Origin of the sequence: Stenotrophomonas sp. GD03819 (genome assembly GCF_029841665.1) — a bacterium.
Classification (GTDB): Bacteria; Pseudomonadota; Gammaproteobacteria; order Xanthomonadales; family Xanthomonadaceae; genus Stenotrophomonas; species Stenotrophomonas geniculata.
Window position 1 is genome coordinate 82,149 of the sequence record NZ_JAOCEW010000006.1, and the last position, 22,450, is coordinate 104,598.

Annotated in this window: 20 protein-coding genes; 9 read left to right on the top strand and 11 right to left on the bottom strand. The window is 68.1% G+C overall.

From position 1 onward, the window contains the following. The first annotated feature begins 34 nt into the window (after positions 1-34). The gene (locus N5D45_RS05400) at positions 35-655 is read left to right on the top strand and encodes a glutathione S-transferase (RefSeq protein WP_279938529.1); all 621 of its coding nucleotides are present in this window, start codon (positions 35-37) and stop codon (positions 653-655) included. 91 nt (positions 656-746) lie between these two features. Here N5D45_RS05400 and N5D45_RS05405 read toward each other — a convergent pair whose 3' ends face one another. Continuing rightward, a complete protein-coding gene (locus tag N5D45_RS05405; RefSeq protein WP_164192997.1) occupies positions 747-2,924 on the bottom strand; it encodes a primosomal protein N' in 2,178 nt (725 codons plus the stop codon). 412 nt (positions 2,925-3,336) lie between these two features. On the opposite strand from N5D45_RS05405, the gene N5D45_RS05410 reads away from it, so the two are divergent. The 4 genes from N5D45_RS05410 (at position 3,337) to sppA (ending at position 8,557) form a co-directional block, all read left to right on the top strand. Next, a complete protein-coding gene (locus N5D45_RS05410; RefSeq protein WP_057504206.1) occupies positions 3,337-4,341 on the top strand; it encodes a hypothetical protein in 1,005 nt (334 codons plus the stop codon). Further along, positions 4,334-4,918, top strand: coding sequence for a DUF3106 domain-containing protein (locus N5D45_RS05415; RefSeq protein ID WP_010481155.1), 585 nt, complete (start codon positions 4,334-4,336; stop codon positions 4,916-4,918). Before N5D45_RS05410 ends, N5D45_RS05415 begins: the two co-directional genes overlap by 8 nt. Before the next feature lie 235 nt (positions 4,919-5,153). Further along, positions 5,154-6,518 carry an MATE family efflux transporter gene (locus tag N5D45_RS05420; protein WP_010481157.1) on the top strand — a complete coding sequence of 455 codons (1,365 nt, stop codon included), beginning with the start codon at positions 5,154-5,156 and terminating at the stop codon, positions 6,516-6,518. 116 nt (positions 6,519-6,634) lie between these two features. Next, positions 6,635-8,557 carry a signal peptide peptidase SppA gene (gene sppA / locus N5D45_RS05425; protein WP_019338929.1) on the top strand — a complete coding sequence of 641 codons (1,923 nt, stop codon included), beginning with the start codon at positions 6,635-6,637 and terminating at the stop codon, positions 8,555-8,557. A 73-nt stretch (positions 8,558-8,630) separates the two neighbouring features. On the opposite strand, the gene N5D45_RS05430 is transcribed toward sppA, so the two are convergent. After that, positions 8,631-8,843, bottom strand: coding sequence for a hypothetical protein (locus N5D45_RS05430; protein ID WP_134959224.1), 213 nt, complete (start codon positions 8,841-8,843; stop codon positions 8,631-8,633). A gap of 111 nt (positions 8,844-8,954) precedes the next feature. Here N5D45_RS05430 and N5D45_RS05435 point away from each other — a divergent pair, with 111 nt between their 5' ends. Then, positions 8,955-9,731, top strand: a complete 777-nt coding sequence (locus N5D45_RS05435; protein WP_010481164.1) for an SDR family oxidoreductase — start codon at positions 8,955-8,957, stop codon at positions 9,729-9,731. Between the two features lie 115 nt (positions 9,732-9,846). On the opposite strand, the gene N5D45_RS05440 is transcribed toward N5D45_RS05435, so the two are convergent. From N5D45_RS05440 to N5D45_RS05480, 9 genes are all read right to left on the bottom strand, one after another. Then, complete coding sequence (locus N5D45_RS05440) at positions 9,847-10,593, bottom strand: hypothetical protein (RefSeq protein WP_279938530.1); 747 nt, start codon at positions 10,591-10,593, stop codon at positions 9,847-9,849. A gap of 35 nt (positions 10,594-10,628) precedes the next feature. Then, on the bottom strand, positions 10,629-11,312 hold the full coding sequence (locus tag N5D45_RS05445; RefSeq protein WP_279938531.1) for a DUF4124 domain-containing protein: 684 nt from the start codon (positions 11,310-11,312) through the stop codon (positions 10,629-10,631). Positions 11,313-11,355: 43 nt separating this feature from the next. After that, positions 11,356-11,946 (bottom strand): Sua5/YciO/YrdC/YwlC family protein, encoded by a 591-nt coding sequence (locus tag N5D45_RS05450; RefSeq protein ID WP_019338925.1) that lies wholly within the window; start codon positions 11,944-11,946, stop codon positions 11,356-11,358. A gap of 97 nt (positions 11,947-12,043) precedes the next feature. Continuing rightward, complete coding sequence (locus N5D45_RS05455; RefSeq protein WP_279938532.1) at positions 12,044-14,530, bottom strand: DNA topoisomerase I; 2,487 nt, start codon at positions 14,528-14,530, stop codon at positions 12,044-12,046. Positions 14,531-14,723: 193 nt separating this feature from the next. Further along, the gene (locus N5D45_RS05460; protein ID WP_010481172.1) at positions 14,724-15,656 is read right to left on the bottom strand and encodes an RDD family protein; all 933 of its coding nucleotides are present in this window, start codon (positions 15,654-15,656) and stop codon (positions 14,724-14,726) included. Positions 15,657-15,705: 49 nt separating this feature from the next. After that, positions 15,706-16,464, bottom strand: a complete 759-nt coding sequence (locus N5D45_RS05465; protein WP_019338922.1) for a pilin — start codon at positions 16,462-16,464, stop codon at positions 15,706-15,708. A 39-nt stretch (positions 16,465-16,503) separates the two neighbouring features. Continuing rightward, positions 16,504-16,977, bottom strand: a complete 474-nt coding sequence (locus N5D45_RS05470) for a DUF494 family protein (RefSeq protein ID WP_005411195.1) — start codon at positions 16,975-16,977, stop codon at positions 16,504-16,506. 43 nt (positions 16,978-17,020) lie between these two features. Further along, positions 17,021-18,148, bottom strand: coding sequence for a DNA-processing protein DprA (dprA, locus tag N5D45_RS05475; RefSeq protein ID WP_279938534.1), 1,128 nt, complete (start codon positions 18,146-18,148; stop codon positions 17,021-17,023). Between the two features lie 130 nt (positions 18,149-18,278). Beyond that, positions 18,279-19,412 (bottom strand): LysM peptidoglycan-binding domain-containing protein, encoded by a 1,134-nt coding sequence (locus N5D45_RS05480; RefSeq protein ID WP_010481176.1) that lies wholly within the window; start codon positions 19,410-19,412, stop codon positions 18,279-18,281. 126 nt (positions 19,413-19,538) lie between these two features. On the opposite strand from N5D45_RS05480, the gene def reads away from it, so the two are divergent. The 3 genes from def (at position 19,539) to rsmB (ending at position 22,430) form a co-directional block, all read left to right on the top strand. Continuing rightward, positions 19,539-20,051 (top strand): peptide deformylase, encoded by a 513-nt coding sequence (gene def / locus N5D45_RS05485; RefSeq protein WP_010481177.1) that lies wholly within the window; start codon positions 19,539-19,541, stop codon positions 20,049-20,051. Between the two features lie 120 nt (positions 20,052-20,171). Continuing rightward, on the top strand, positions 20,172-21,095 hold the full coding sequence (gene fmt, locus N5D45_RS05490) for a methionyl-tRNA formyltransferase (RefSeq protein WP_010481179.1): 924 nt from the start codon (positions 20,172-20,174) through the stop codon (positions 21,093-21,095). Positions 21,096-21,098: 3 nt separating this feature from the next. Beyond that, positions 21,099-22,430 (top strand): 16S rRNA (cytosine(967)-C(5))-methyltransferase RsmB, encoded by a 1,332-nt coding sequence (rsmB, locus tag N5D45_RS05495; RefSeq protein WP_279938535.1) that lies wholly within the window; start codon positions 21,099-21,101, stop codon positions 22,428-22,430. The last annotated feature ends 20 nt before the right edge of the window (positions 22,431-22,450 follow it).

The following is a 22,450-nucleotide window of genomic DNA, read 5'->3' on the forward strand; positions in this document are numbered from 1 at the left end:
GTTGCCGCTCGCATTGCCAGCAAGGAAAATCCGCATGTTGAAGATCTGGGGCCGCCGCAATTCCAGTAACGTCCGCAAGGTGCTGTGGTGCGCCGAGGAGATCGGCCTGCCGTATGAATCCATCGAAGTCGGTGGCAGCCACGGCGGCACGCAGACGCCGGAGTACCAGGCGATGAATCCCAACAGCCTGGTGCCGGTGATCGAAGACCACGGCCTGCCGCTGTGGGAATCGAACGCCATCGTGCGCTACCTGAGCGCCCGCTACGCGCTGGGCATCCTATACGCCGAAGACCCGATGGAGCGTGCCCAGGCCGAGAAGTGGATGGACTGGAGCACCTCGCGGATGGCGCCGCTGTACACCGACCTGATCTGGGGCATCATGCGCACCGCCCCGGCCGACCGTGACGAATCGCGCATCAATGCCGCCATCGTGCGTGCCGGTGACTACCTGGCGATGGCCGATGCCACGCTGGCCAAACAGCCGTGGCTGTCGGGTGAGAAATTCGCGATGGGTGACATCCCGCTGGGCTCGCTGATCTATGCCTGGTTCGAACTGCCGATCCAGCGCCCGGAACTGCCGCACCTGGCCGACTGGTATGCCCGCCTGCGCGAGCGGCCGGCCTACCAGCGCGGCGTGATGTCGCCGCTGACGTAAGCGGGGCCGGGTCTTTTCCTGGAAAGAGAAGCAGCCGAGCATGGCTCGGCTCTACCGTAGTGCCGAGCCATGCCCGGCAGCACCGACCGGATCAATACAGGTCCGTCGGATCCACATCCAGCGACCAGCGCACCTTGCGTGCTTCCGGCAGCGCATACAGCTGCGGAACCAGTTGCCCGAGCACGCCGTGCAATGGCGGCCGCTGCACGGCAGACAGCAGCAGTTGCGTGCGTTGGTAACCGGCCCGCCGCGGCATCGGCGCCGGCATCGGCCCATACGCCTCCACCACGTTCTGCTCGCCCAGCAGCTGCCGCGCTGCCAGCAGGAATGCATTGGCATGCTCCACCTGCTGCGCCTCGGCGCGCATCAGCGCCAGATGCGCGAACGGCGGGAATCCGGCGGCCTGTCGCTGGTTCAACTCGGCTTGCGCGAACGGGTGGTAGCCACCACTCACCAGGGTTTCCAGCAACGGGTGCCCGGGGTGATGGGTCTGCAGCCAGACCTCCCCGGGATCACGTGCACGGCCCGCACGGCCCGCCACCTGGATCAGCTGCTGCGCCAGCTTCTCGCTGGCGCGGAAATCGGCCGAGAACAGGCCCTCGTCGATGCCGACCACCACTACCAGGGTCAGCTTCGGCAGGTCGTGGCCCTTGGCCAGGATCTGCGTGCCGACCAGGATGCCGGGCTGGTCGCCCAGCTTCGCCAGCTGCTGTTCCAGCGCGTCACGTCGCGACGTGGTACCGCGGTCGATGCGCACCACCGGGAAATCGGCGAAGGCCGCGGTGAGATGCTCTTCCAGGCGTTCGGTACCGATGCCCTGCGGCTGCAGCGCCAGGCTGCCGCAGGCCGGGCATGCCAGCGGCGCCGGTTGCCGCGCGCCGCAGTGATGGCACTGCAGGCGACGGCCGCCGCCATGCACGGTCATCGGTGCATCGCAGCGGTTGCACGGCGCGGTCCAGCCGCAGTCGTGGCACAGCAGTACCGGCGCGTAGCCACGGCGGTTCTTGAACACCAGCACCTGCTGGCCGCGCTGCAGGTGCTCGCCGATGCCGGCCAGCACATCAGCCGAGAGGCCATCGTGGAGCGGCCGCTTGCGCACATCGAGGATGCGCACGCGCGGTGGCCGCGCATCACCGGCACGCTGCTTCAGGCGCAGGTGGGTGTAGCGCCCGGCATAGGCGTTGTGCAGCGTTTCCAGCGAAGGGGTGGCACTGCCGAGCAGCACCGGAATGCCCAGCGCCTTGGCGCGCACCAGAGCGAAATCGCGCGCGTGATAGCGGATGCCGTCCTGCTGCTTGTAGCTGCCGTCGTGTTCCTCGTCGATGATCAGCAGCCCGGCCTGCGGCAATGGCGTGAACACCGCCGAGCGGGTGCCGACGATGACCTGTGCCTCGCCACGCGAAGCCGCAGCCCAGACGCGCGCGCGTTCGTTGTCGTTCAACCCCGAATGCAGTGCATGCACGGCGATGCCGAGGCGGCCGCGGAAGCGTGCCAGGGTCTGCGGGGTCAGGCCGATTTCCGGCACCAGCACCAGCGCCTGCCTGCCCTGTGCCAGGCAGTGGATGATGGCCTGCAGGTAGACCTCGGTCTTGCCGCTGCCGGTCACGCCATCCAGCAGGAAGGGTTGGAAGCCTTCGGCAGCGTTGATCGCGGCCACGGCCTCGGCCTGGTCCGGGTTGAGCGTGGGGCCGGGCAGTGGCTGCGCATGCTGCGGTGCCACCGTCATCGCCACGCGCTCGGCCAGCGCACGCTTGGCCAGGCTGCGCGCGGCGGTCCGCCAGTCCTCCATGCGTTCGCCCAGCACGTCCTCGTCCACGACGGCTTCGGCCAGCAGTTCTGCCAACTGTCGCGGGCGGCTGCCGGCGCGCAGCTTCCCGCGCTGGGCATGGCCTTCGGGGGTCAGCTGCCAGCCCCAGTGATGGGTGTCAGGCAGGGTGTCGCCATGGCGCAGTGGGCCGGGCAGGGCGGTGCTGAGGACTTCGCCCAGCGGTGCGTGGGTGTAACGCGCCAGCCATTGCAGGCTCTGCCACAGCTCCCCCTGCAGCAGCGGCTGCGGGTCGCACCAGGCCAACGCCTGGCGCAGTCCCTGGCCGTCGTCGGTCTGGCCGTGCCCCACCACCACCCCGACCAGCTCGCGGTTGCCGAACGGCACCTTCAAGCGGCAGCCGACCGCAACCGTGGGGCCATCGCCCTCCGGCGACAGGTAGTCGAACAGGCGGGGCAGGGGGACGGGCAGGGCGACCTGCAAGGTCGGAATCGGTGAAAGCATCGGGCCAGTGTACCGGGCCATGCGCGCCCGAATGGCGGGGTGGGAGACGGCGGAGCGGCGCCCGTTGAATCATAAATGTCACCTAAATATCGGTGTCCATTGGAGATTCAGGCTTATCCACATGTTCTGTGGATAACGTTGTGCGTTACCGGTCGACGGGAACGCAGGAGGCCGATGGCGACGAGCTCACGCTTGGGTTGGTCAAAAAATCGCCATACTTAAAAGGAATTCAAAATCAAGGACTTAAGTGTGAAACATTGCTGAAACAGAGTGAATTCAGCTGCATGCCGCAGTTTCCCGCGCCGGGAGCGTGGTGCTGTGCACAACCTGCAGCACGAAGTATCCGTGGGCGCAAGTCCTACGGGCGTCGATTGCCTGCCGCTATCATTCCCCCAGACCTTTGGAGTGACCGATGACGGCTGTGCCCGCCCCTGTTTCCTCGACCGCGGCCGGCGCGCTGTCGGCGTTCCTGCGTGGCGTCGAGCGCCGCGCCCTGGTGGTGGCTGAGCTGCAGTGCGGCGATGCCGCGCGTGCCGAGCAGACCCTGGTGGCGGTGATGCGTGCCTTTGCCGCGGTCGCCAGTGACCTGCCGATGGCGCAGTGGCCGACCCGCTTCTGGACCCTGCTGGGCCAGCGCCAGGCGCTGCGCGAGCCGGTGGGCGGCCAGTGGGAACCGCCGCTGGCCGCGCTGGGCGAGATGGGACCGTCGCCGCGCCTGGCGCTGTTGCTGCGGGTGGGCGGCAGCCTGGATGAAGGTATCGCCATGCGCGTGCTTGACCAGGATGAAGCCGGCTACCAGCACCTGCTGGCCGAGGCCTGCCCGCGTGACGCGCACGGCCAACCCGATGCCTCGGCCTGGCGCCAGCTGGCCGAACAGGTGCAGTTGCGCATCCGCGACCTGCCCGCCAAACGCCTGCAGCAGCTGCAGCAGCCGGCCGCGCCGGCGGCCAACAATGAAGCCCCGACCTCCGGCTGGCGTGCGCCGCAGCGTGAAGATCGCACGACTGCCAATGGCAAGCGCCGCCGTTCGAATGCAAAGCCGCGCTGGCGCGGTCCATTGATCCTGCTGGTGACCGTGGTTGTGCTGTTGGCAGCCGCGCTGGGCTGGCGCTATTGGCAGGGCCATTCGTCTGGCAGCGACGCACCGCTGCCGGAAGGCGTGGTCGGTGAGGCGGGCCCCGTCACGGTGGAAGCACTGCCGCCAAGCAAGGTCAACGCCACGCCGGACGCGACCCCTGCGCAGGCTACGGACGACGCCACCATGCTGGCCGACCGCGACTATCCGCTGGTGGCCGATGCTGATCTGTATGCGTGGACCGCTGCTGGCGGCCCGCTGCCGGTGGACGAATCACAATCCAAGCCGAGCCGGCCCGAGCCGGCCAGTGCCACGCTGGAAACCGCTGCCGCCGATGAATAAGACCCTGCTCGCCAGCCTGCTGCTGGCCCTGCCGTTGTCGCTGTCCGCCGCGCCGCAGACCTTGAACGTGCCGCTGCCGCCGCCAGTGCCAGGCAGTTCACCGGCGGCTACGGCCCCGGCCACCACAAGCACGACACCCGCCGCGTTCGCCCAGCTTGACGCCCCGCAGCAGCGCCAGCGTCGGGCCGATTACGCGGCCTGGCGCGCCCTGCCGGAAGGCGAGCGCGAGCGGATCCGTCAGGCCGCTGCGCGATTCAATGCACTGCCAGCCGACCAGCAGCAGCGCCTGCGCCAGCAATTCCAGGCGCAGGACCAGGCGTTCCGCGAAGGCTGGCGGTTGGGCCCGCAGCTGGGCCTGGAGTTCCCCAAGCTGCACGGCCTGTTCGGGTTCGTGCCGCCGCAACAGCGCGAGGCCGCGCTGGCCGTGCTGCGCCAGCTCAGCCCGGCGCAGCTGGCCCAGCTCACCCTGGTCGCGCAGCGCACGCCGCCGCAGGAGCGCGACACGGTTCGCAGCGCGTTCCTCGCGGTGCCGGCCGCCGAGCGCGACACCTGGCTCAAGCGCCAGGCGGGTCAGTAAACAAAGGGGACGGAGGGGATTAAGTCGTGTTCGGCACAGTCGGGCTGGAAACGACTTAATCCCCTCCGTCCCCTTTCCTGTTCGTAACGCGATCGCAACGCGTGATGCTGGGGCCTGCCGGAACCCAGCATTCACGCCATGTCATGGGAATGCGCGCGCTGCACGCGTAAGATGACCGGCCGCAACCCGGTGCCTGTGCCCTTCGCGCGCAACCGCAGTTCGCGTCAAGCACCTTATGTCTACTGCAACCTCCACGCCGCGCTTCAGCAAGGAAGTCGGCGCCACCGGTCTGCTCGCCCTGCCGCTTGTGCTCGGGCATGTATCCACCGGTCTGATCTCCTTCGTCGACAACGTCATTGCCGGCCACCACGCCACCGCGACCCTGGCCGCGGTGACCATCGGCACGGCGCTGTTGTGGCTGCCGATGCTGATCCCGATCGGCACCCTGATCTCGCTCACGGCCTCGGTGTCGCAGCTGCATGGCGCCGGCCGCGAGCGCGAGATCGGCCCGCTGTTCCGCCAGGCACTGTGGCTGGCGTTGGGCCTGGGCCTGATCATGTTCACCTTCCTCACCGTGGTGCCGCCGCTGCTGCCGGCCTTCGGCATCGCGCCGGACATCGTGCCGGGCGCCACCGCGTTCCTGCATGCGGTGCGTTGGGGCGGCCCGGCGCTGACCCTGTATTTCTGCATGCGCTATCTGAGCGAGGGCATGCACTGGACGTTGCCGACCATGCTGCTCGGCTTCGGCGGCCTGCTGGTGCTGGCGCCGATGGGCTACGTGCTGGCCAACGGCAAGCTGGGCTTCCCGGAAATGGGTGCCGAGGGCCTGGGCATCGCCTCGGCGGTGATGATGTGGCTGCAGGCGATCGCCTTCGCCACCTACCTGTGGTTCACCAAGCGCTTCGCCCACCTGCAGCTGTTCTCGCACTTCGAAGGGCCGCGCTGGAAGGCGATCTGGGATCTGCTGCGCACCGGCCTGCCGATCGGCATCACCGTGCTGATGGAGGGCGGCCTGTTCATCGTCACCGCGCTGCTGATCGGCCGCCTCGGTGCCAATGAAGCGGCCGCGCACCAGATCGCGATCAACGTGGCGCAGCTGTGCTTCATGATCCCGATGGGCGTGGCCGAAGCCACCACCGTGCGGGTCGGCCATGCAGTCGGCCGTGGCGATGGCTTCGGCGTGCGCCGTGCGGCGTGGGCTGGCTACGCGATCATCATGGGCACGCAGACGTTGTCGGCGGCGGTGCTGCTGTTCGGCCACGATGCCATCGTCGGTGTCTACACCAACGACCTGGCGGTGGCCGGCCTGGCCTCCACCCTGCTGCTGTACGCGGCCACCTTCCAGTTCCCGGATGGCATCCAGGTACTGTCCGCCGGCGCACTGCGCGGCCTGAAGGACACCCGCGTGCCGATGTTCATCGCCATGTTCGCGTACTGGGGCCTGGGCATGCCGCTCGGCGCCGGGCTCGGCCTGGGGCTGGGCATGGGCCCGCAGGGCATGTGGATCGGCCTGATCGTCGGCCTGACCGCCGCCGCCATCCTGATGGGCTGGCGCCTGCGGCGCAGCAGCCTGCGCATCGGCCAGTCCGTACTGTCCTGATCCGCCCCGCCCGCCGCGATGACCCGTGGCGGGCGATCCCCTGACTTGTGTCCGATGCCGCATCACGCGGCACCGGCTATGCTGGCACCACGGCAAGAAGCCATCCGGAGCGTTCCATGAATCAACCCGTGCCCCCGTTGCCCCCGGCGCGTCGCAACCCCGTCGCCAGTTTCTTCATCGGGCTGTGGGACGTCATGAACTTCACCCGCCGGTTGATCCTCAACCTGGTGTTCTTCGGCCTGCTGTTCCTGCTGCTGGTGATGTTCGTCATCGCTGCCGGCATGGGCGCCGGTGCCAGCAAATCGCTGCAGGACCGCACCACCCTGGTGATCGCGCCGGAAGGCCGCCTGGTCGAGCAGTTCAGCGCTGATCCGGTCAGCCGTGCGCTGGCCAAGGCGGTGGGCGACAACGGTGCCGAAGAGATCCAGCTGCGCGACCTGCTGCGGGTGATCGAGTCGGCCAAGGAAGACAAGAAGATCGAACGCGTGGTGCTGGAGCTGGACAAGCTGCAGCCGTCGGGCTTCGCCTCGCTGCGTGAAGTCGCCGCCGCACTGCAGGACCTGCGCGCCTCCGGTAAGCAGCTGGTGGCTTACAGCGAGAGCATGGGCCAGTCGCAGTACCTGCTGGCCGCGCAGGCCGACGAGGTCTACCTGGATCCGATGGGGTCGGTGGTGCTCGAGGGCCTGGGCCGCTACCGGCAGTATTTCCGCTCCGGCCTGCAGGACAAGCTCGGCGTGGACGTGCACCTGTTCAAGGTGGGCGAGTACAAGTCCGCGGCCGAGCCGTACGTGCTCGATGCTGCGTCGCCGGCCTCCAAGGAAGCCGACCTGTTCTGGATGAACGACGTGTGGCAGCGCTACCTGGGCGACATCGCCAAGGCCCGTCGCCTGGACCCGGCACAGCTGGCCGCCGGCATCGACACGCTGCCGGAAGGCATCGCCGCTGCCGGTGGTGACCTGGCCAAGTTCGCCCTGCAGCAGAAGCTGGTGACTTCACTGAAGACCCGCGAGGAATTCGAGGATCTGATGATCGAGCGCGGCGTGGCCGACGACGATGCCGACGGTGGTTTCCGCAACGTCGACTTCGGCACCTACCTGGGACAGCTCGATGCGCGCCGCAACCCGGTCGACAACCGTCCGCAGGTGGCGGTGGTGGTGGCCGCCGGCGAAATCAGCGGCGGCGATCTCCCGGCCGGCCGCATCGGTGGCGAATCGACCTCGGCGCTGCTGCGTGCCGCGCGTGACGATGAGAACGTGAAGTCCGTGGTGCTGCGTGTCAATTCGCCGGGTGGTGAAGTGTTCGCCTCCGAGCAGATCCGCCGTGAAGTGGTGGCCCTGCAGGCCGCCGGCAAGCCGGTGGTGGTGTCGATGGGCGACCTGGCCGCCTCCGGTGGCTACTGGATCAGCATGAACGCCGATCGCATCTATGCCGATCCGTCGACCATCACCGGTTCGATCGGCATCTTCGGCATGGTGCCGAACTTCAGCCGCGCGCTGGACAAGATCGGCGTGCACACCGATGGTGTCGGCACCACCCGTTTCGCCGGGGCGTTCGATGTCACCCGCCCGATGGATCCGGCTGTGGGCCAGGTCATCCAGTCGGTGATCAACAAGGGTTACGCCGACTTCACCGGTCGCGTCGCCGACGCCCGCAAGAAGCCGGTCGAGGCCGTCGACGAAGTGGCCCGTGGCCGCGTGTGGAGCGGTGCGCAGGCAAAGGAACGAGGCCTGGTCGATGCCTTCGGTGGCTTGAAGGATGCCGTGGCCGATGCCGCCAGCCGCGCCAAGCTGGGCAAGGCCGATGCCTATCGCGTGCGCTACATCGAGAAGGCGGCAACGCCGTTCGCGCAGTTCGTCAGCGGTTTCGCCGGCAGCCGTGCCGGTGCCTGGATGCTGTCCGACTCGGGCATGGCGCGGATGGTGCTGGCGCGCACGATGCCGGAAGTGGATACGCAGCTGCGCTTTGTCGAGAACGCGGCCCGCGAGAAGGGCAACGGCACGCCGGTGAAGGCGCTGGCGTACTGCTTCTGCGGGTTCTGACCGGAAGCCATCCACGCATGGCGTGGATCTACTGGAAACGCCCGGCCTTGGCCGGGCGTTTTCGTTCGCGGGGTTACTGCGTGGCGTCAGCCTCGGCCTTGCGCTCGCTCGCAGCGGCGTCATCGACGGTTTTCTGCACGCGCTTGGCGCGGTCCATTGGCTGCTGGATCGCACGGGCCATGGCCTGCGGTTCCGGCGGCTTCTCCGGATTCGGCGTGGGCGGGCGCTGGCAAGCGGACAGCAGCACGGTGGCCAGCAGGGACGTGGACAGGATCAGGATGCGCATGGCGGCACTCCGTGATGGGCGTGCGGGCAGTGTCGCATCCTCGGCAGGGGGCGGCCGTGAGCGCGTATCCTTGCCGCATCGAAACACAGCGGGCGCGGCCCCGGAGAGCACATGACCCAGCAACGGTGGCGCCTGGACGGCCAGACCGCCCTGATCACCGGCGCCAGCGCCGGCATCGGCCTTGCCATCGCGCATGAACTGGCCGGCTTCGGCGCCGATCTGATGATCGTCGGCCGTGATATCGACATGCTGGAGACAGCGCGTGACGAACTGCTGGACGTGTATCCGCAGATGCAGGTGCATGCACTGGCTGCCGATGTCTCCGACGACGAGGACCGCCGCCAGATCCTGGACTGGGTGGAGGACCACAGCGATGGCCTGCACATCCTGGTCAACAACGCCGGCGGCAACGTCACCAAGGCGGCCACCGAGTATTCCGAGGATGAATGGCGGAAGATCTTCGAGACCAACCTGTTCTCGGCATTCGAGCTGTCGCGCTACGCGCATCCGTTGCTGGCCCGCCACGCGTCGTCGTCCATCGTCAACGTCGGCAGCGTGTCCGGCCTGACCCATGTGCGCAGCGGCGTGGTCTACGGCATGACCAAGGCGGCGATGCACCAGATGACCCGCAACCTGGCCGTCGAGTGGGCCGAGGATGGCATCCGGGTCAACGCGGTGGCGCCGTGGTACATCCGCACGCGGCGCACGTCCGGGCCGTTGGCGGACCCGGACTACTACGAGGAAGTGATCAACCGCACGCCCATGCGCCGCATCGGTGAGCCGGAGGAAGTGGCTGCAGCCGTGGGCTTCCTGTGCCTGCCGGCGGCCAGCTATGTCACCGGCGAGTGCATCGCAGTGGATGGTGGATTCCTGCGCTACGGGTTCTGATCGCTCTGCTGTAGAGCCGAGCCCTTGCTCGGCTGCACTCCGCCAACGGCAGCCGAGCCTGGCTCGGCTCTACAACAGATCCACCCCATGGGCAGGTGCGGCCATGCCGCCGCTGTCACCCCGGTACCGGGCAGTTGCTGGCTTCCAGCACGTCCTGCAGCCGCTTGCGTTCACCGCGCGCGGTATCGCGGTTCTCCGGCGCGGCAAAGCGCTCACGGCCGCGGGCATCGCGGAAGCGCTGCTGCCAACCACCGCAGCGCTGCGCTTCGGGAAGCGCTTCGCAGTGGTCGCGCACCACTTCACAGCTGGCGGCATTCACCGGCGTCACTCCGCCAAGGCCCTGTACCGTCATCAGCTCGCAGCGGCCGGGCGCGGCCTCGTACTCGTACAGGTAGCCGCCGCCCTGGCTGTCGGTGCACTGGAAGATCGGAGGAAGCGGCGGCTTCGGTGGACCATCACCTGCGGCGGCGCGGGCCTCAGCATCGCGGCGCAGCGTCGCGCTGTCGAGGATCTGGTCGTCTCCTTCGTGTTCGACCATACCTGCCTCCATGATCGTGCGTCCTTCATCCGCGCGTCGTGGCTTCGCTGGGGCCGCAGGGGCAACGGCCGCTCCGGCCGGCACCGGCGCGGGTGTTTCGACAGGGGCGGGTGCAGGTTCGGCCGCCACAGGTGCAGCGGCGGCCGGCTGCGAGTTGGCCGGGTCGGGTATGCGCAGCACCTGCTGCTTGCTGCCGGTGGGGCACGGCGTGCGCTGCAGGGTAGGGACGTCACTGCTGCTGGAGGTACAGCGGTAGATCACGCCCTCTTCGGCCAACGCGCTTCCAGTCAGCAGCACCAGAAGCAGCCAGATCACTCGGTTCATGCGCACAGCGTACAGGCTGCGACGGCCTGCTGCGCTCAGCGTTCGCAATCGCGCGACAGGCGCGCATCGATGCCGCGCTGTTCGTTGCTGATGGCGGTGCGTTCACTCTGCAGTGCGCTGTTGTAACGGCGATCCAGCTCCCAGCGGCGGTCACTCAGTCGCGCGCAGACTTCCTGCGGCGGCAACGCATGGCAGCTGTCGCGAACCAGCACGCTGCCGGCCGGGACCTGCACGCCCATGCCGATCGAGGGAGGGCGATAACCCGCGCCTTCGCCGATCGGCGTGCCGATGGCCGGGCGCGGACCCGGGTAGGCCGGGCCCCGATGGCCGCGTGGCAGCCAGACACTGGTCCACAGCGGCACCCAGCGCGGATTGCCTTCGTTGTTGTCGCTGGTATAGCGGCGTCCATCCTCGCTCACGCATTCGTACATCGGTTGCGGCGGCTGGATGTAGACGTGGCGGACTTCGCGCTCGCGGATGACCGGGGGTTCGCTGGGCGGCGGAGGCGTGGCATCACTGCGTACCACCCGTGGAGCGGGATCGCGCGGGCGCTGCAGGTCGCGTACCTGCTGGCGGCCGCTGTTGCAGGGCGTGTCCTGCAGGGCAACGGCGCCGTTGCTGGCAACGCAGCGGTACACCCGCACGTCCTCGGCCCCGGCGGCGGACGACGTCCACGGCAGCAGCAGGCACAGGCTGAAGGTGGCGCGGAGCAGGCTCATGGCGGCAGCGTGCGTGATTGTCCGCGGCAGTGCAATCGGCAGCTCAGGAGCGCAGCACGTTGCCGCTGAGCGCGTCGCGTATGGGGGTGGGTTGGGCCAGGCCACCGGTCTGTCCGTCAAGGATGCCGTCAAGCAGGCGCAGCAGGCGGGGATCCAGCTCTTCGCGGCTGCGCGCCGGTGGTTCGCCGGCCAGATTGGCGCTGGTGGAGACCAGCGGGCCACCCCAGGCGCGGCAGAGTTCGGCCACCAGCGGGTGTGCGCTGATGCGCACCGCAATCCCGCTGTGTTCGCCGGTGACCCAGGGCTGCGCGCGCGGGCCGGCGGGCAGGATCCAGGTGTTGGCGCCGGGCCAGCTGGCCAGTACTGCGCGCTGGCGGGCGTCGGGCAGCGCCTGCAGGCGCACCCAGCCTTCCAGCTGCGCCAGCTCGGCCGCGACCAGGATCATGCCTTTTTCGATCGGGCGCTGCTTCAGCCGCAGCACCATGTGCACCGCAGCTTCGTGCGAGGGATCACAGCCCAGGCCCCAGACCGCTTCGGTCGGGTAGGCGATCACGCCGCCCGCGCGGAGCGTGGCGACAGCAGAGTCCAGGGTGAGTTCTTTCATGGCGGCGACCGGCCCGGCGTGGGCCTTCATTATCCCCCGGCTGCGTGCAGAAGGGGTGGTCGGCGCGGACGGTAGGTGCGGACCGCTGGTCCGCACACCTTGCCCCTCATCCACGCATGGCATGGATCTACTTCTTTGCAGCGGCCTTCTTCGCCGGGGCCTTCTTGGCGGCGGCCTTCTTTACTGCTTTCTTGGCCGGGGCCTTCTTGGCAGGCGCTTTCTTTGCAGCGGCCTTCTTTGGCGCCGCTTCCTTCTTCACCGCTGCTTTCTTGGCCGGGGCCTTCTTCGCGGCGGCCTTCTTGGCGCCAAAGCCCTTGCGCACCGGCTTGCCGGTTTCTTCCATCAGCTGCTGCACTTCGGCCAGGGTCAGCGATGCCGGCTCGCGATCCTTGGGGATCTTGCCGTTCATCTTGCCGTCGCTGATGTACGGGCCGAAACGGCCGTTCAGCACCTGGATGTCGCTGCCCTCGAACTCCTTGATGATCCGGTTGCGCGCGATCTCTTCCTTCTCTTCGATCAGGAACACGGCGCGGGCCAGGTCGATGGTGTACGGGTCGTCTTCCTTCTTCAGCGAGGCATAGGTGCTGCCGCGCTTGGCAAACGGGCCGAAGCGGCCGATGCCGACGCTGACCGGCTCGCCCTTGTCCTCACCCAGCGCGCGCGGCATCAGGAACAGCTCCAGCGCGTCTTCCAGGGAGATGGTGTGCATCGACTGGCCGGGGCGCAGCGAGGCGAACTTGGGCTTTTCTTCGGCATCTTCGGCGGTGCTGCCGATGGCGGCGTACGGCCCGAAGCGGCCCAGGCGCACGCTGACCGGCTTGCCGGTCTTCGGGTCGGTGCCGAGCTCGCGCGCGCCACTGGCCTCGGCACGGTCGACCGATTCCTTCTTGTCTTCCACCAGCTCCTTGAACGGCTCCCAGAAGCGGGCCATCAGCGGGATCCACTCTTCTTCGCCACGCGAGACGGCGTCGAGCTCGTCTTCGAGCTTGGCGGTGAAGTCGTAGTCCACGTACCGGGTGAAGTGGCTGGACAGGAACTTGGACACTGCGCGGCCGACGTCGGACGGGCGGAAGCTGCGGCCTTCCATTTCCACGTACTTGCGGAACAGCAGGGTCTGGATGATCGAAGCGTAGGTCGAGGGGCGGCCGATGCCGTACTCTTCCAGCGCCTTCACCAGCGCCGCTTCGGTGTAGCGCGGCGGCGGCTGGGTGAAATGCTGTTCGGCCTGGATGCGTTCCAGCGGCACGCGGTCGCCGGGCTTCATCGCCGGCAGCTTGCGGCCTTCGTCCTCGTCCTCGGCGCTCTTGTTGTCCTTGCCTTCTTCGTACACGGCCAGGAAGCCGGGCACCACCACGGTGGTACCGCTGGCACGGAACACGTGCTCGCTGCCGGCCGACAGGTCGACGCTGACGGTATTGAGCGTGGCCGGGATCATCTGGCAGGCGACGGCGCGCTTCCAGATCAGTTCGTACAGGCGGCGCTCGTCGTCGGTGAGGAAGCGTGCGACCTGGGCCGGCGTGCGCAGCGCCGAGGTCGGGCGCACCGCTTCGTGCGCTTCCTGGGCGTTCTTGGACTTGGTCTGGTAGGTGTTCGGCTGGTCCGGCAGCGAGGCGATGCCGTAGTCGCGGGCGATCACATCGCGGATCTCGGCCAGCGCGTCCTGCGACAGGTTCACCGAGTCGGTACGCATGTACGAGATCAGGCCGACGGTGCCTTCGTCGCCGATGGCCACGCCTTCATACAGCTTCTGCGCCACCTGCATGGTCTTGCGGGTGGTGAAGCCGAGCTTGCGTGAGGCTTCCTGCTGCAGGGTGGAGGTGGTGAACGGCGGCGCCGGGCGGCGCTTGCGCTCCTTGCTGGCCACATCGGTGACATGCAGCGAGCCCTGCGCGGCCTGCTGGATTCGCATGCGCGCTGCTTCAGCGGTGTCGCCATCGGTGATGGTGAACTGCTCGAACTTCTGCCCGTCCAGCTTGATCAGCTTGGCGTTGAAGTGCTGCGACGGGTGTGCGCACTCGGCGGCGATCGACCAGTATTCGCGGGCGATGAAGGCTTCGATCTCTTCCTCGCGCTCGACGATCATGCGCAGTGCCGGGCTCTGCACGCGGCCGGCGGACAGGCCACGCTGGACCTTGCGCCACAGCACCGGCGACAGGTTGAAGCCGACCAGGTAGTCCAGCGCGCGGCGCGCCTGCTGGGCATCGACCAGATCGCTGGCAATCGCGCGCGGCTGGCTGATGGCCTCCTTGATGGCGCGCGGGGTGATCTCGGTGAACACCACGCGCTGCATCGGCTTGTCCTTGACCAGCCCGCGTTCCTTCAGGATTTCGGCGATGTGCCAGCTGATCGCCTCACCCTCGCGATCCGGGTCGGTGGCCAGCAGGATGTCGTCGGCGACCTTGGCGGCCTTGGCGATCGCATCGACGTGCTTCTCGTTCTTGTCGATCACGTCGTAGTGCATGGCGAACCCGTTGTCCGGGTCGACCGCGCCTTCCTTCGGGATCAGGTCGCGCACGTGCCCATACGAGGCCAGGACCGTGTAGTCCTTGCCGAGGTATTTGTTGATCGTCTTGGCCTTGGCCGGCGATTCGACGATGAGCAGGTGCTTGGGCATGTCAGGAAAGGTCTGTGGGCGGACCGGGGGAGAGGGGCCGCTAGGGTGGAGCAAACGGCCGCATTAGTGAAGCGGCCACGGGCAAATCCATAAACTGAACGCCCGGTAATGTGCCGGGCGTTCAGGTTTCACCTTATTAGAGGAATCACGCCCGGCCAGCCCATGTCAAGCAGCCAGGCGTGAGGATGGCCGTTCATGAGGCCATCTTGGCGATGAAGCCGACCGCGAACACCAGCAGGACCACGCCCGCCAGCGACAGCAGGCCGGTCAGCACGAGCACCAGCACGGTCACCGTGCCCAGCTCGCGGCGCTGCAGCTGCGGCTGGTCGGTGTAGGCCCAGCGGTCGACCACCAGGGTGTCGCAGATCATGTCGTGCAGGCCCTGCTTGCGCTCGGTGAAGGCCGCCATCAGGAAACCGATGCCGAGGGTGAAGCTGCTCAGCAGCATGGCCCAGTAGCGGCCAAATGCGCGCGCCTTGGTCAGGCGCTCGCCGTTGCCACGCACGACCTTGATGCCGACCGCCATCTTGCCCAGCGTGGCGCCGCCCTGCGAGGCGTGGAACCAGGTGTAGTAGGCCATGCCGATGCAGAGGTTGATCAGGGCACTGGCCAGCTGCGCCACGATCTCGATGGCCGATTCGCCACTGCCCACCGCGCCCATGCTGGCGCCGAGGATCGCACCGAGGATGGCACCGATGATGCTGCCGGGGATGACCAGCACGAAGTAGTCGATCATGTAGGCCGCCACACGCTTCCAGAAGCCTGCGTAGACCACTTCACCGCCAACCACCGGCTGTGCGTGGCCACCGCCGCCGGCGGCGGCTGGAGCGCTGTATGGCGAGCTGCTGAGTGCGCCGGTGCCGGGCAGCGGGGCGCTGCCGTTGTCGATGGCGGCATAGTCGCCACGCAGGTCGAAACCGCCGCTGCTGGTGGCAGTGCTGGCATCGGCCAGCGTCTGCAGGCCGAGCTCGTCGACCACCTGGCGCAGTGCAGCCCATTGGGCCATGCCCTCGCGCCAGACCAGGGTGTCCAGGTTGAGCTGGCCACGCTGGAAGCGCTGGCGGATCTCCTGGACCGGCAGCGGGCCCTGGCGTTGCTGTCCTTCGGCGTAGTACCACTCAGTCATTGCATGTTCCCTGTTGAATCATCCTTGGAGGTGCTGGCGTGCGCGTGGCTCAGCCGCGGCACGACGGCGGCAGGTACTTGTCGTTGCTTTCGCCACTGCATTCCCAGCGGCCGCTGTCGCGATCGTATTCCAGCCACAGCAGGTCGCCATCGAGGCTCTTGCCGGGCAGCGCCAGGGTGGCTTCGATGCCACAGTGGCCATTGTTGAAGCGACCGATGTTCACCGCCGACAGCCCTGCATGGGCGAAGTCACCCGGGGCCGGGAAGCCGGCGTCGTTGGCACCGGGGCAACGGCCTTCGTCATCGGCGAAATGCTGCACCTGGTCCTTCAACGGCTGCAGTGCGGTCACTGCGCCGGCGACCTTGGCGCGCACGGTGTAGTCGTTGTAGGCAGGCAGCGCGATGGCGGCCAGGATGGCCACGATCGGTACCAGCACCAGCAGCAGGCCGCCGCCGATGATGGCGGTCAGTGCGCAACCGGACAGCTTCTTCTTCGGCGCCGGCAGGGCGGTGGCCGATGCACTGGTGGTGTAGGGGGTGGACGGCGGCAGTACCGGCGGCTGCGGCGGAGGCGGTGCCACCGGTTCCGGTTCGGGCTCGGGTTCCACGGGTGGCGTGGCAGCGTCCAGCGCCGGCACGATCAGGCCGAGTTCGTCGACCACGGTGCGCAACGGCTGCCATTGCGGCAGGCCGTCGCGCCAGACCAGGGTGTCCAGGGAGATCTGGTTGTTGCGGAACAACTCGACCAACTGTTCCGCTGGCAGCGGACCCTGCTGCCGGTTGCCTTCTGCATGGAACCACTCGCTCACGGGGACGCTCCTGAATGCGCTATGCCCCCAAGTGTACGGTCAGTGCAGGGGTTCTGGCTCGTCCATGAACATCTGCGTCTCCATCCAGGCATACGCCGCCTCGGAGCCAGGCTGGTTGAACAGCACCATCAGTACGACCCACTTCAGGTCGTCCAGGTCCAGTTCGTCCTGGTCCAGGGCCATCGCCCGGTCCAGCACCAGCTCGCGCTGGTCGGCGTCGAGGATGCCGTGCTGTTCCAGGTACAGCAGGAAGCCGCGGCATTCCACGTCCAGCTTGTCCAGCTCGGGACCGTGGTAGACGCGCACGGGGCCATCGACCCGTGCCTGGGCCACGCTCGGCCGCTGCGCGGCCAGGGCATCGAGCCAGTCGAATGCCTTGTTGATCTCGGTTGGGCTGAAACCGGCCTGGATCAGGCCGTTCTGGAGCGAATCGCGGTCACGGATCAGGTCCGCATCTTCGCTGAAATAGTGTTCAAACAGGTACAGCAGTACGTCCAGGATGCTCTCTTTCATTGCCCCTCGGCCTGCGTCGCGCGACGCTGTGGAGGTGAAGAAACTAGGGAGTTCGACAGTAGCGGCCGTGTACGCACACCACGATTCCCGCCAGTTCCATGGCCAGCAGCATGGAGGACACCTGGGGCGCCGTCAATCCACAGCGCGTGATCAGTGAATCCATACTGCTTGGGTTGTGGTCCAGGGCCCGCCACAAGCACTGGTAGTCAGGGTCGTCGGCCCAGCGCGCCGGCAGGAGTACCGGCGGTGCCTGTTCAGTGGGGGTGGCCAACCGTGATTGCAAGCCCGGCAGCTGCTGGCGGAGGGCTGGGGCCAGCAGTTCCAGGACCTCCTCCGGGCGCTCGACCAATGCAGCACCCTCACGGATCAGCCGATGGCAGCCCGCCGCGCGTGGATTGAGCACCGAGCCGGGCAGGGCGCAGACCTCGCGGCCGGCTTCGGCGGCCAGGCGTGCGGTGATCAGGGCGCCGGAGCGCTGGGCGGCCTCGACCACCACCGTCGCCAGTGCCAGCCCGGCCACCAGCCGGTTGCGGGCGGGAAAGTGGCCGGGGCGTGCCGGCGTGCCTGGCAGGTACTCGCTGAGCACCGCGCCTTCGGTAGCGATCCGGGCCTGCAGGCGGGCGTGGCTGTCCGGGTAGGCCCGGTCCGGGCCGGTGCCGATGACCGCCACGGTGCAACCACCGGCGTCGAGTGTCGCCTGGTGGGCGGCGGCGTCAATGCCCGCCGCCAGGCCGCTGGTCACCGTCAGTCCGGCTTCGACGAAACAGCCGGCAAAGCGGGCTGCCAGCGCGCGTCCGCCCGGCGTTGGCGAGCGGCTGCCGACCAGCGCCACCGACGGGCGCCAGGCCAGGCTGGGGTCACCGGCGATGAACAGCGCAAGGGGTGGGTTGGGGACATCCAGAAGGGCCGGGGGGAATGCCGGATCGGTGAAGGCCAGCAGGTGCTGGTTGTCGTGTTCCAGCCAGCGCCGTGCCACGGCCGAGGCCCGGGCGTCCGGGCGTTCCAGTGCGGCGCACTGCTCTGGCGTGCAGCCGTGGGCGCGCCAGTTCGCGGTGCCCTGCGCGATCGCGATTTCCGCATTGCCTGCGGCCTCCAGCAGGGCCCGACGTGGTGCCAGCGCGCCGCCTGCCATCAACAGGCGCAGCAGCGCCTCGTCAGTTGGGTTGGTCATCCCCCCACTATCGAGCGCATACAACAAAGGCGCCCTAGGGCGCCTTCGCATGTGGCTGTCAGACTTTGCCGGAGGTGCCTGCCCGCCAGAGGCCGGCACTACACGCAGTGGCCGGGCCGCCTGGCGATGGCTACTTCGCGTCCGGGTGCAGTGCGTTGAACCCCACGCGCACCGGCTTCACGCCCTGCATCACCAGCGCGTAGCTGACGTTGTCGAAGGTACGGAACACCATGGCGTGCGCGGCGTATTCGTCCGGCAGCGAGACCCGGCCTGCGCCGGTGCTGAGCGAATCGTCCATGCGCGACGAGGTCGGGTACTTCATGCGGTGCGCCACGTGGCGGCCTGGGCGCCACAACGAGAACACGGTGCCGTTGTCCACGCCCTGCGCGCGGCCTGCCGAGATCGCGATCACATCGCGCGGGCCGGCGGCGGTGAACATGTCGGTGACGGCCAGCACGCGCACGTCGACGCCCTCCACACCGGCGGCCGGGACATGGGGAATGAACTGCAGGTCGTACGGCTTGGCCTCGACCGGGACCAAGCGGTCGCCGGCACGCACCTCGCGGCCGCCCTCGTTCTTGTCCAGCACCAGGGTGGACGCCTCGACCTTGCCGCCGGCGACATGGGTGATGGTGCCGGTGGCGACCTGGGCCAGCTCATAGCCGAGCACGCCGCGGCGGTGGTTGGGGGCGTTGTAGGCCCGCCACAGGTTGCCGCTGCCCGGGGTGACGTCGCCGTTGGCGGTCAGGTCCTCGGTCGGCTTGGGCTGGGCATAGCGCACGGTCGGGCGGACCACGGCCCAGCGCTGGCCCAGCTGGGCGTCGGCCAGGCGTACGTACACCGCGCTGCCGCTGGTGACGCGCAGGCGTTCTTCCTCCAGGCCGGCCACGTAGGGCAGTTGCTCGATGCTGTCGACCACGCTCAGCTGCTTCAGGAACGGCTCGACCTGGGCCAGCGGAATGGCATCGATCGGGGCTTCCTGGCGCGGGCCGGGCTTGGCAGCGACGGTCACCCGGTCCAGATAGGCCAGGCTGAGCACGTCACCGGGATAGATCAGGTGCGGATTGGCGATCTGCGGATTGGCCTGCCAGATCTCCGGCCACAGCCACGGCTTCTGCAGGAAACGTGCGGCGATATCCCACAACGTATCCCCTTTTCGGACCACATAGGTGTCCGGGTGCCCGCCATTCACTTCCACGGCGGTAGCATAGGCAGCCACGGTCAGCATCGCCGCGGCGACGACCGTACGAAAACGAAGCAACATAGGTGTGAAGCCCTGATTCCCCAACAGGTTCGCGCACTATAGTCCAGAAACCGGGGCGCAAGGCAAGCGTTGGAGCTAGAATCTGCGACGTATGCCGGCGTGCCGGCCCCCTATCCGGAAACAGCCATGGCCCTTCTCCCCATTCTCGAGTTCCCCGATCCGCGCCTGCGTACCAAGGCTGCGTTGATCGAAGCCGCCGAAGTCACCACGCCGGCCTTCCAGGAACTGATCGACAACATGTTCCTGACCATGTACGACGCCCCGGGCATCGGCCTGGCCGCCACCCAGGTGGACGTGCACAAGCGCTTCATGGTCATCGACGTCAGCGAAGAAAAGAATGAACCGCATGTGTTCATCAACCCGGAGATCGTCGCCAAGGACGGGGGCCGGGTGTACCAGGAAGGCTGCCTGTCGGTTCCGGGCATCTTCGCTGACGTCACCCGTGCCGATACCATCACCGTGAAATACCTGGACCGCAACGGCCAGGAACAGCAGATGGAAGCCGGCGAAGTGCTGGCCACCTGCATCCAGCATGAGATGGATCACCTGGACGGCAAGCTGTTCATCGACTATCTGTCGCCGCTCAAGCGCGAGATGGTGCGCAAGAAGCTGGCCAAGCAGCGCAAGCACGTGGCGTGATCGCCAATCCGGGCCACCCTTCGGGTGGCCCGCGCCTGCGCGGCACGCGCGGGCTGTACGGCGCCGGCCGACGGCGCCGTTTTCTTTCCTGCACGAATCCATCCTGCAAGTGGGGTAGCCATGAGGATTGTCTTTGCCGGTACGCCGGAATTCGCGGTGTCATCGCTGCGCGCGGCGGCGCGCCATCATGAGGTCGTGGCCGTCTACACCCAGCCTGATCGTCCGGCCGGCCGTGGCCGTGGCCTGGCGCCGTCGCCGGTCAAGCTGGAAGCCGTGGCCCGTGGCATTCCGGTCTACCAGCCGGAGTCGCTGAAGGACGCGGCCGCCCAGCAGCAGCTGCGCGACCTGCAGCCGGATCTGATGGTGGTAGTGGCCTATGGCCTGATCCTGCCCAAGGCGGTGCTGGCCATTCCGACCCACGGCTGCTGGAACGTGCATGCCTCGCTGCTGCCGCGCTGGCGCGGTGCCGCGCCGATCCAGCGCGCGATCCAGGCCGGCGACGCCAAGACCGGCGTCTGCCTGATGCAGATGGAGGCCGGCCTGGACACCGGCCCGGTGCTGCTGCACCAGGAACTGCCGATCGCGGCCACCGATACCGGTGGCCAGCTGCATGACAAGCTGGCCGAGCTGGGCGCACAGGTGCTGTCCGATGGCCTGGGCCTGCTGCGTGCCGGCATCAAGCCGATCGCGCGGCCGCAGCCGGAGCAGGGCGTGACCTACGCGCACAAGCTGGACAAGGCCGAAGCGAAGCTGGATTGGGCGCAGGACGCCGGCGCGCTGGCGCGTACCGTGCGCGCGTTCAATCCGTGGCCGATCGCCGAGGCGACGCTGGCCGGTGAACGCGTGCGCATCCATGGTGCGGTGGCGCTGGAGGCGGACCACGGCCAGGCACCGGGCACCGTACTGGCCGCCAGCCGCGATGGCATCGACATCGCCTGTGGCCAGGGCGCGCTGCGCCTGCGAGTGCTGCAGCGGGAAGGTGGCAAGGCGATTACTGCGGCCGACTACCTCAACGCCCGCCGCGATCTGCGCGTGGGGGCATAAGCGGTGTCGAAGCAGAGCGATTTCTCCGTCGCCAAGGCGGCGCCGGGCGCGGCCACGCGCATGCTGGCCGCACGTGTGCTGGCACAGGTGTTCACCCGTGGCCGTTCGCTGAAGGCCGAGCTGGCCTGGGCGCTGCCGAAGCTGGCCGACAGCCGCGACCGCGCGCTGCTGGAGGCCCTGTGTTTTGCCGTCCTGCGTCGTCGCAGCACCTATGACGCGGCGCTGCAGTCGTGGATGCAGAAGCCGCTGTCGGCGCGTGATGCCGACCTGCGCACGCTGCTGATGGTCGGGTTCGCCCAGCTGGACGTGCTCGAGCTGCCGGCGCACGCGGCGCTGTCGGCCACGGTCGATGCCGCGCGTGCACTGGGCCGTGAGCGCCAGGCAGGCCTGGTCAATGCGATCCTGCGCCGCGCGCAGCGCGAAGGTTTCCCGGAACAGCCCGCGCGCGATGCCTTCCCGGAATGGCTGGCCGATGCGGTGGAACGCGATTGGCCGGCGCAGGCCGACGCGATCTTCAGCGCCAGCCTGCAACCGGCGCCACTGTGGTTGCGCGCCAACCGCCAGCAGGGCGGCCGTGACAAGGCACTGGCAGCGCTGGCCGAAGCCGGCATCGCCGCGGAAGCCAGTCTGCTCAGCGCCGACGCGTTGCGCCTGGCCTCTCCGGTTGCCGTGAATCAGCTGCCCGGCTTCGCCGAGGGCGCGATCTCGGTGCAGGACCTGTCGGCGCAGTGTGCGGCCGATGCGCTGGCCCCGGTGGCCGGTGCCCGCGTGCTGGACGCCTGCGCGGCACCCGGCGGCAAGTCGGCGCACCTGCTGGAGCGCGACCCCAGCCTGCGCCTGCTGGCGCTGGATATCGACGCGCGCCGTCTGGCCCGCGCACGCGATACCTACACCCGCACCGGCGTGGGCGAACATGCGCAGACCCTGGCTGCCGATGCCAGTGATCCCGGTGCCTGGTGGGATGGCGTGCCGTTCGACGCGATCCTGCTGGATGCGCCGTGCTCGGCGACTGGCGTGATCCGCCGCCAGCCGGATGTGATGTTCCACCGTCGCGCTGAAGATATCGATGCACTGGTTGGCGTGCAGGCGCGCCTGCTGGAAGCCTGCTGGTCGATGCTGCGCCCGGGTGGCGTGCTGCTGTATGCCACCTGTTCGATCCTGCGCGCCGAGAACATCGATCAGGTGCGCGCGTTCCTGAAGTGGCATCCGGATGCCGTGGCGCAGCCACTGGGCGACGCGTTCGGCGTGGATTGCGAAGGGGTGGCACGCCAGCGGCTGCCGGGTCAAAACGATGCTGACGGTTTCTTCTACGCGCGTCTGTTAAAAGCAGCCTGACCCCCGCTGCCGTTTCGAGT

Excerpts from the sequence above, each read along its gene's own strand:
- N5D45_RS05400 (WP_279938529.1), top strand. The coding sequence starts at position 35 with ATGTTGAAGATCTGGGGCCGCCGCAATTCCAGTAACGTCCGCAAGGTG.
- N5D45_RS05405 (WP_164192997.1), bottom strand. The coding sequence starts at position 2,924 with ATGCTTTCACCGATTCCGACCTTGCAGGTCGCCCTGCCCGTCCCCCTG.
- N5D45_RS05410 (WP_057504206.1), top strand. The coding sequence starts at position 3,337 with ATGACGGCTGTGCCCGCCCCTGTTTCCTCGACCGCGGCCGGCGCGCTG.
- N5D45_RS05415 (WP_010481155.1), top strand. The coding sequence starts at position 4,334 with ATGAATAAGACCCTGCTCGCCAGCCTGCTGCTGGCCCTGCCGTTGTCG.
- N5D45_RS05420 (WP_010481157.1), top strand. The coding sequence starts at position 5,154 with ATGTCTACTGCAACCTCCACGCCGCGCTTCAGCAAGGAAGTCGGCGCC.
- sppA (WP_019338929.1), top strand. The coding sequence starts at position 6,635 with ATGAATCAACCCGTGCCCCCGTTGCCCCCGGCGCGTCGCAACCCCGTC.
- N5D45_RS05430 (WP_134959224.1), bottom strand. The coding sequence starts at position 8,843 with ATGCGCATCCTGATCCTGTCCACGTCCCTGCTGGCCACCGTGCTGCTG.
- N5D45_RS05435 (WP_010481164.1), top strand. The coding sequence starts at position 8,955 with ATGACCCAGCAACGGTGGCGCCTGGACGGCCAGACCGCCCTGATCACC.
- N5D45_RS05440 (WP_279938530.1), bottom strand. The coding sequence starts at position 10,593 with ATGAACCGAGTGATCTGGCTGCTTCTGGTGCTGCTGACTGGAAGCGCG.
- N5D45_RS05445 (WP_279938531.1), bottom strand. The coding sequence starts at position 11,312 with ATGAGCCTGCTCCGCGCCACCTTCAGCCTGTGCCTGCTGCTGCCGTGG.
- N5D45_RS05450 (WP_019338925.1), bottom strand. The coding sequence starts at position 11,946 with ATGAAGGCCCACGCCGGGCCGGTCGCCGCCATGAAAGAACTCACCCTG.
- N5D45_RS05455 (WP_279938532.1), bottom strand. The coding sequence starts at position 14,530 with ATGCCCAAGCACCTGCTCATCGTCGAATCGCCGGCCAAGGCCAAGACG.
- N5D45_RS05460 (WP_010481172.1), bottom strand. The coding sequence starts at position 15,656 with ATGACTGAGTGGTACTACGCCGAAGGACAGCAACGCCAGGGCCCGCTG.
- N5D45_RS05470 (WP_005411195.1), bottom strand. The coding sequence starts at position 16,977 with ATGAAAGAGAGCATCCTGGACGTACTGCTGTACCTGTTTGAACACTAT.
- dprA (WP_279938534.1), bottom strand. The coding sequence starts at position 18,148 with ATGACCAACCCAACTGACGAGGCGCTGCTGCGCCTGTTGATGGCAGGC.
- N5D45_RS05480 (WP_010481176.1), bottom strand. The coding sequence starts at position 19,412 with ATGTTGCTTCGTTTTCGTACGGTCGTCGCCGCGGCGATGCTGACCGTG.
- def (WP_010481177.1), top strand. The coding sequence starts at position 19,539 with ATGGCCCTTCTCCCCATTCTCGAGTTCCCCGATCCGCGCCTGCGTACC.
- fmt (WP_010481179.1), top strand. The coding sequence starts at position 20,172 with ATGAGGATTGTCTTTGCCGGTACGCCGGAATTCGCGGTGTCATCGCTG.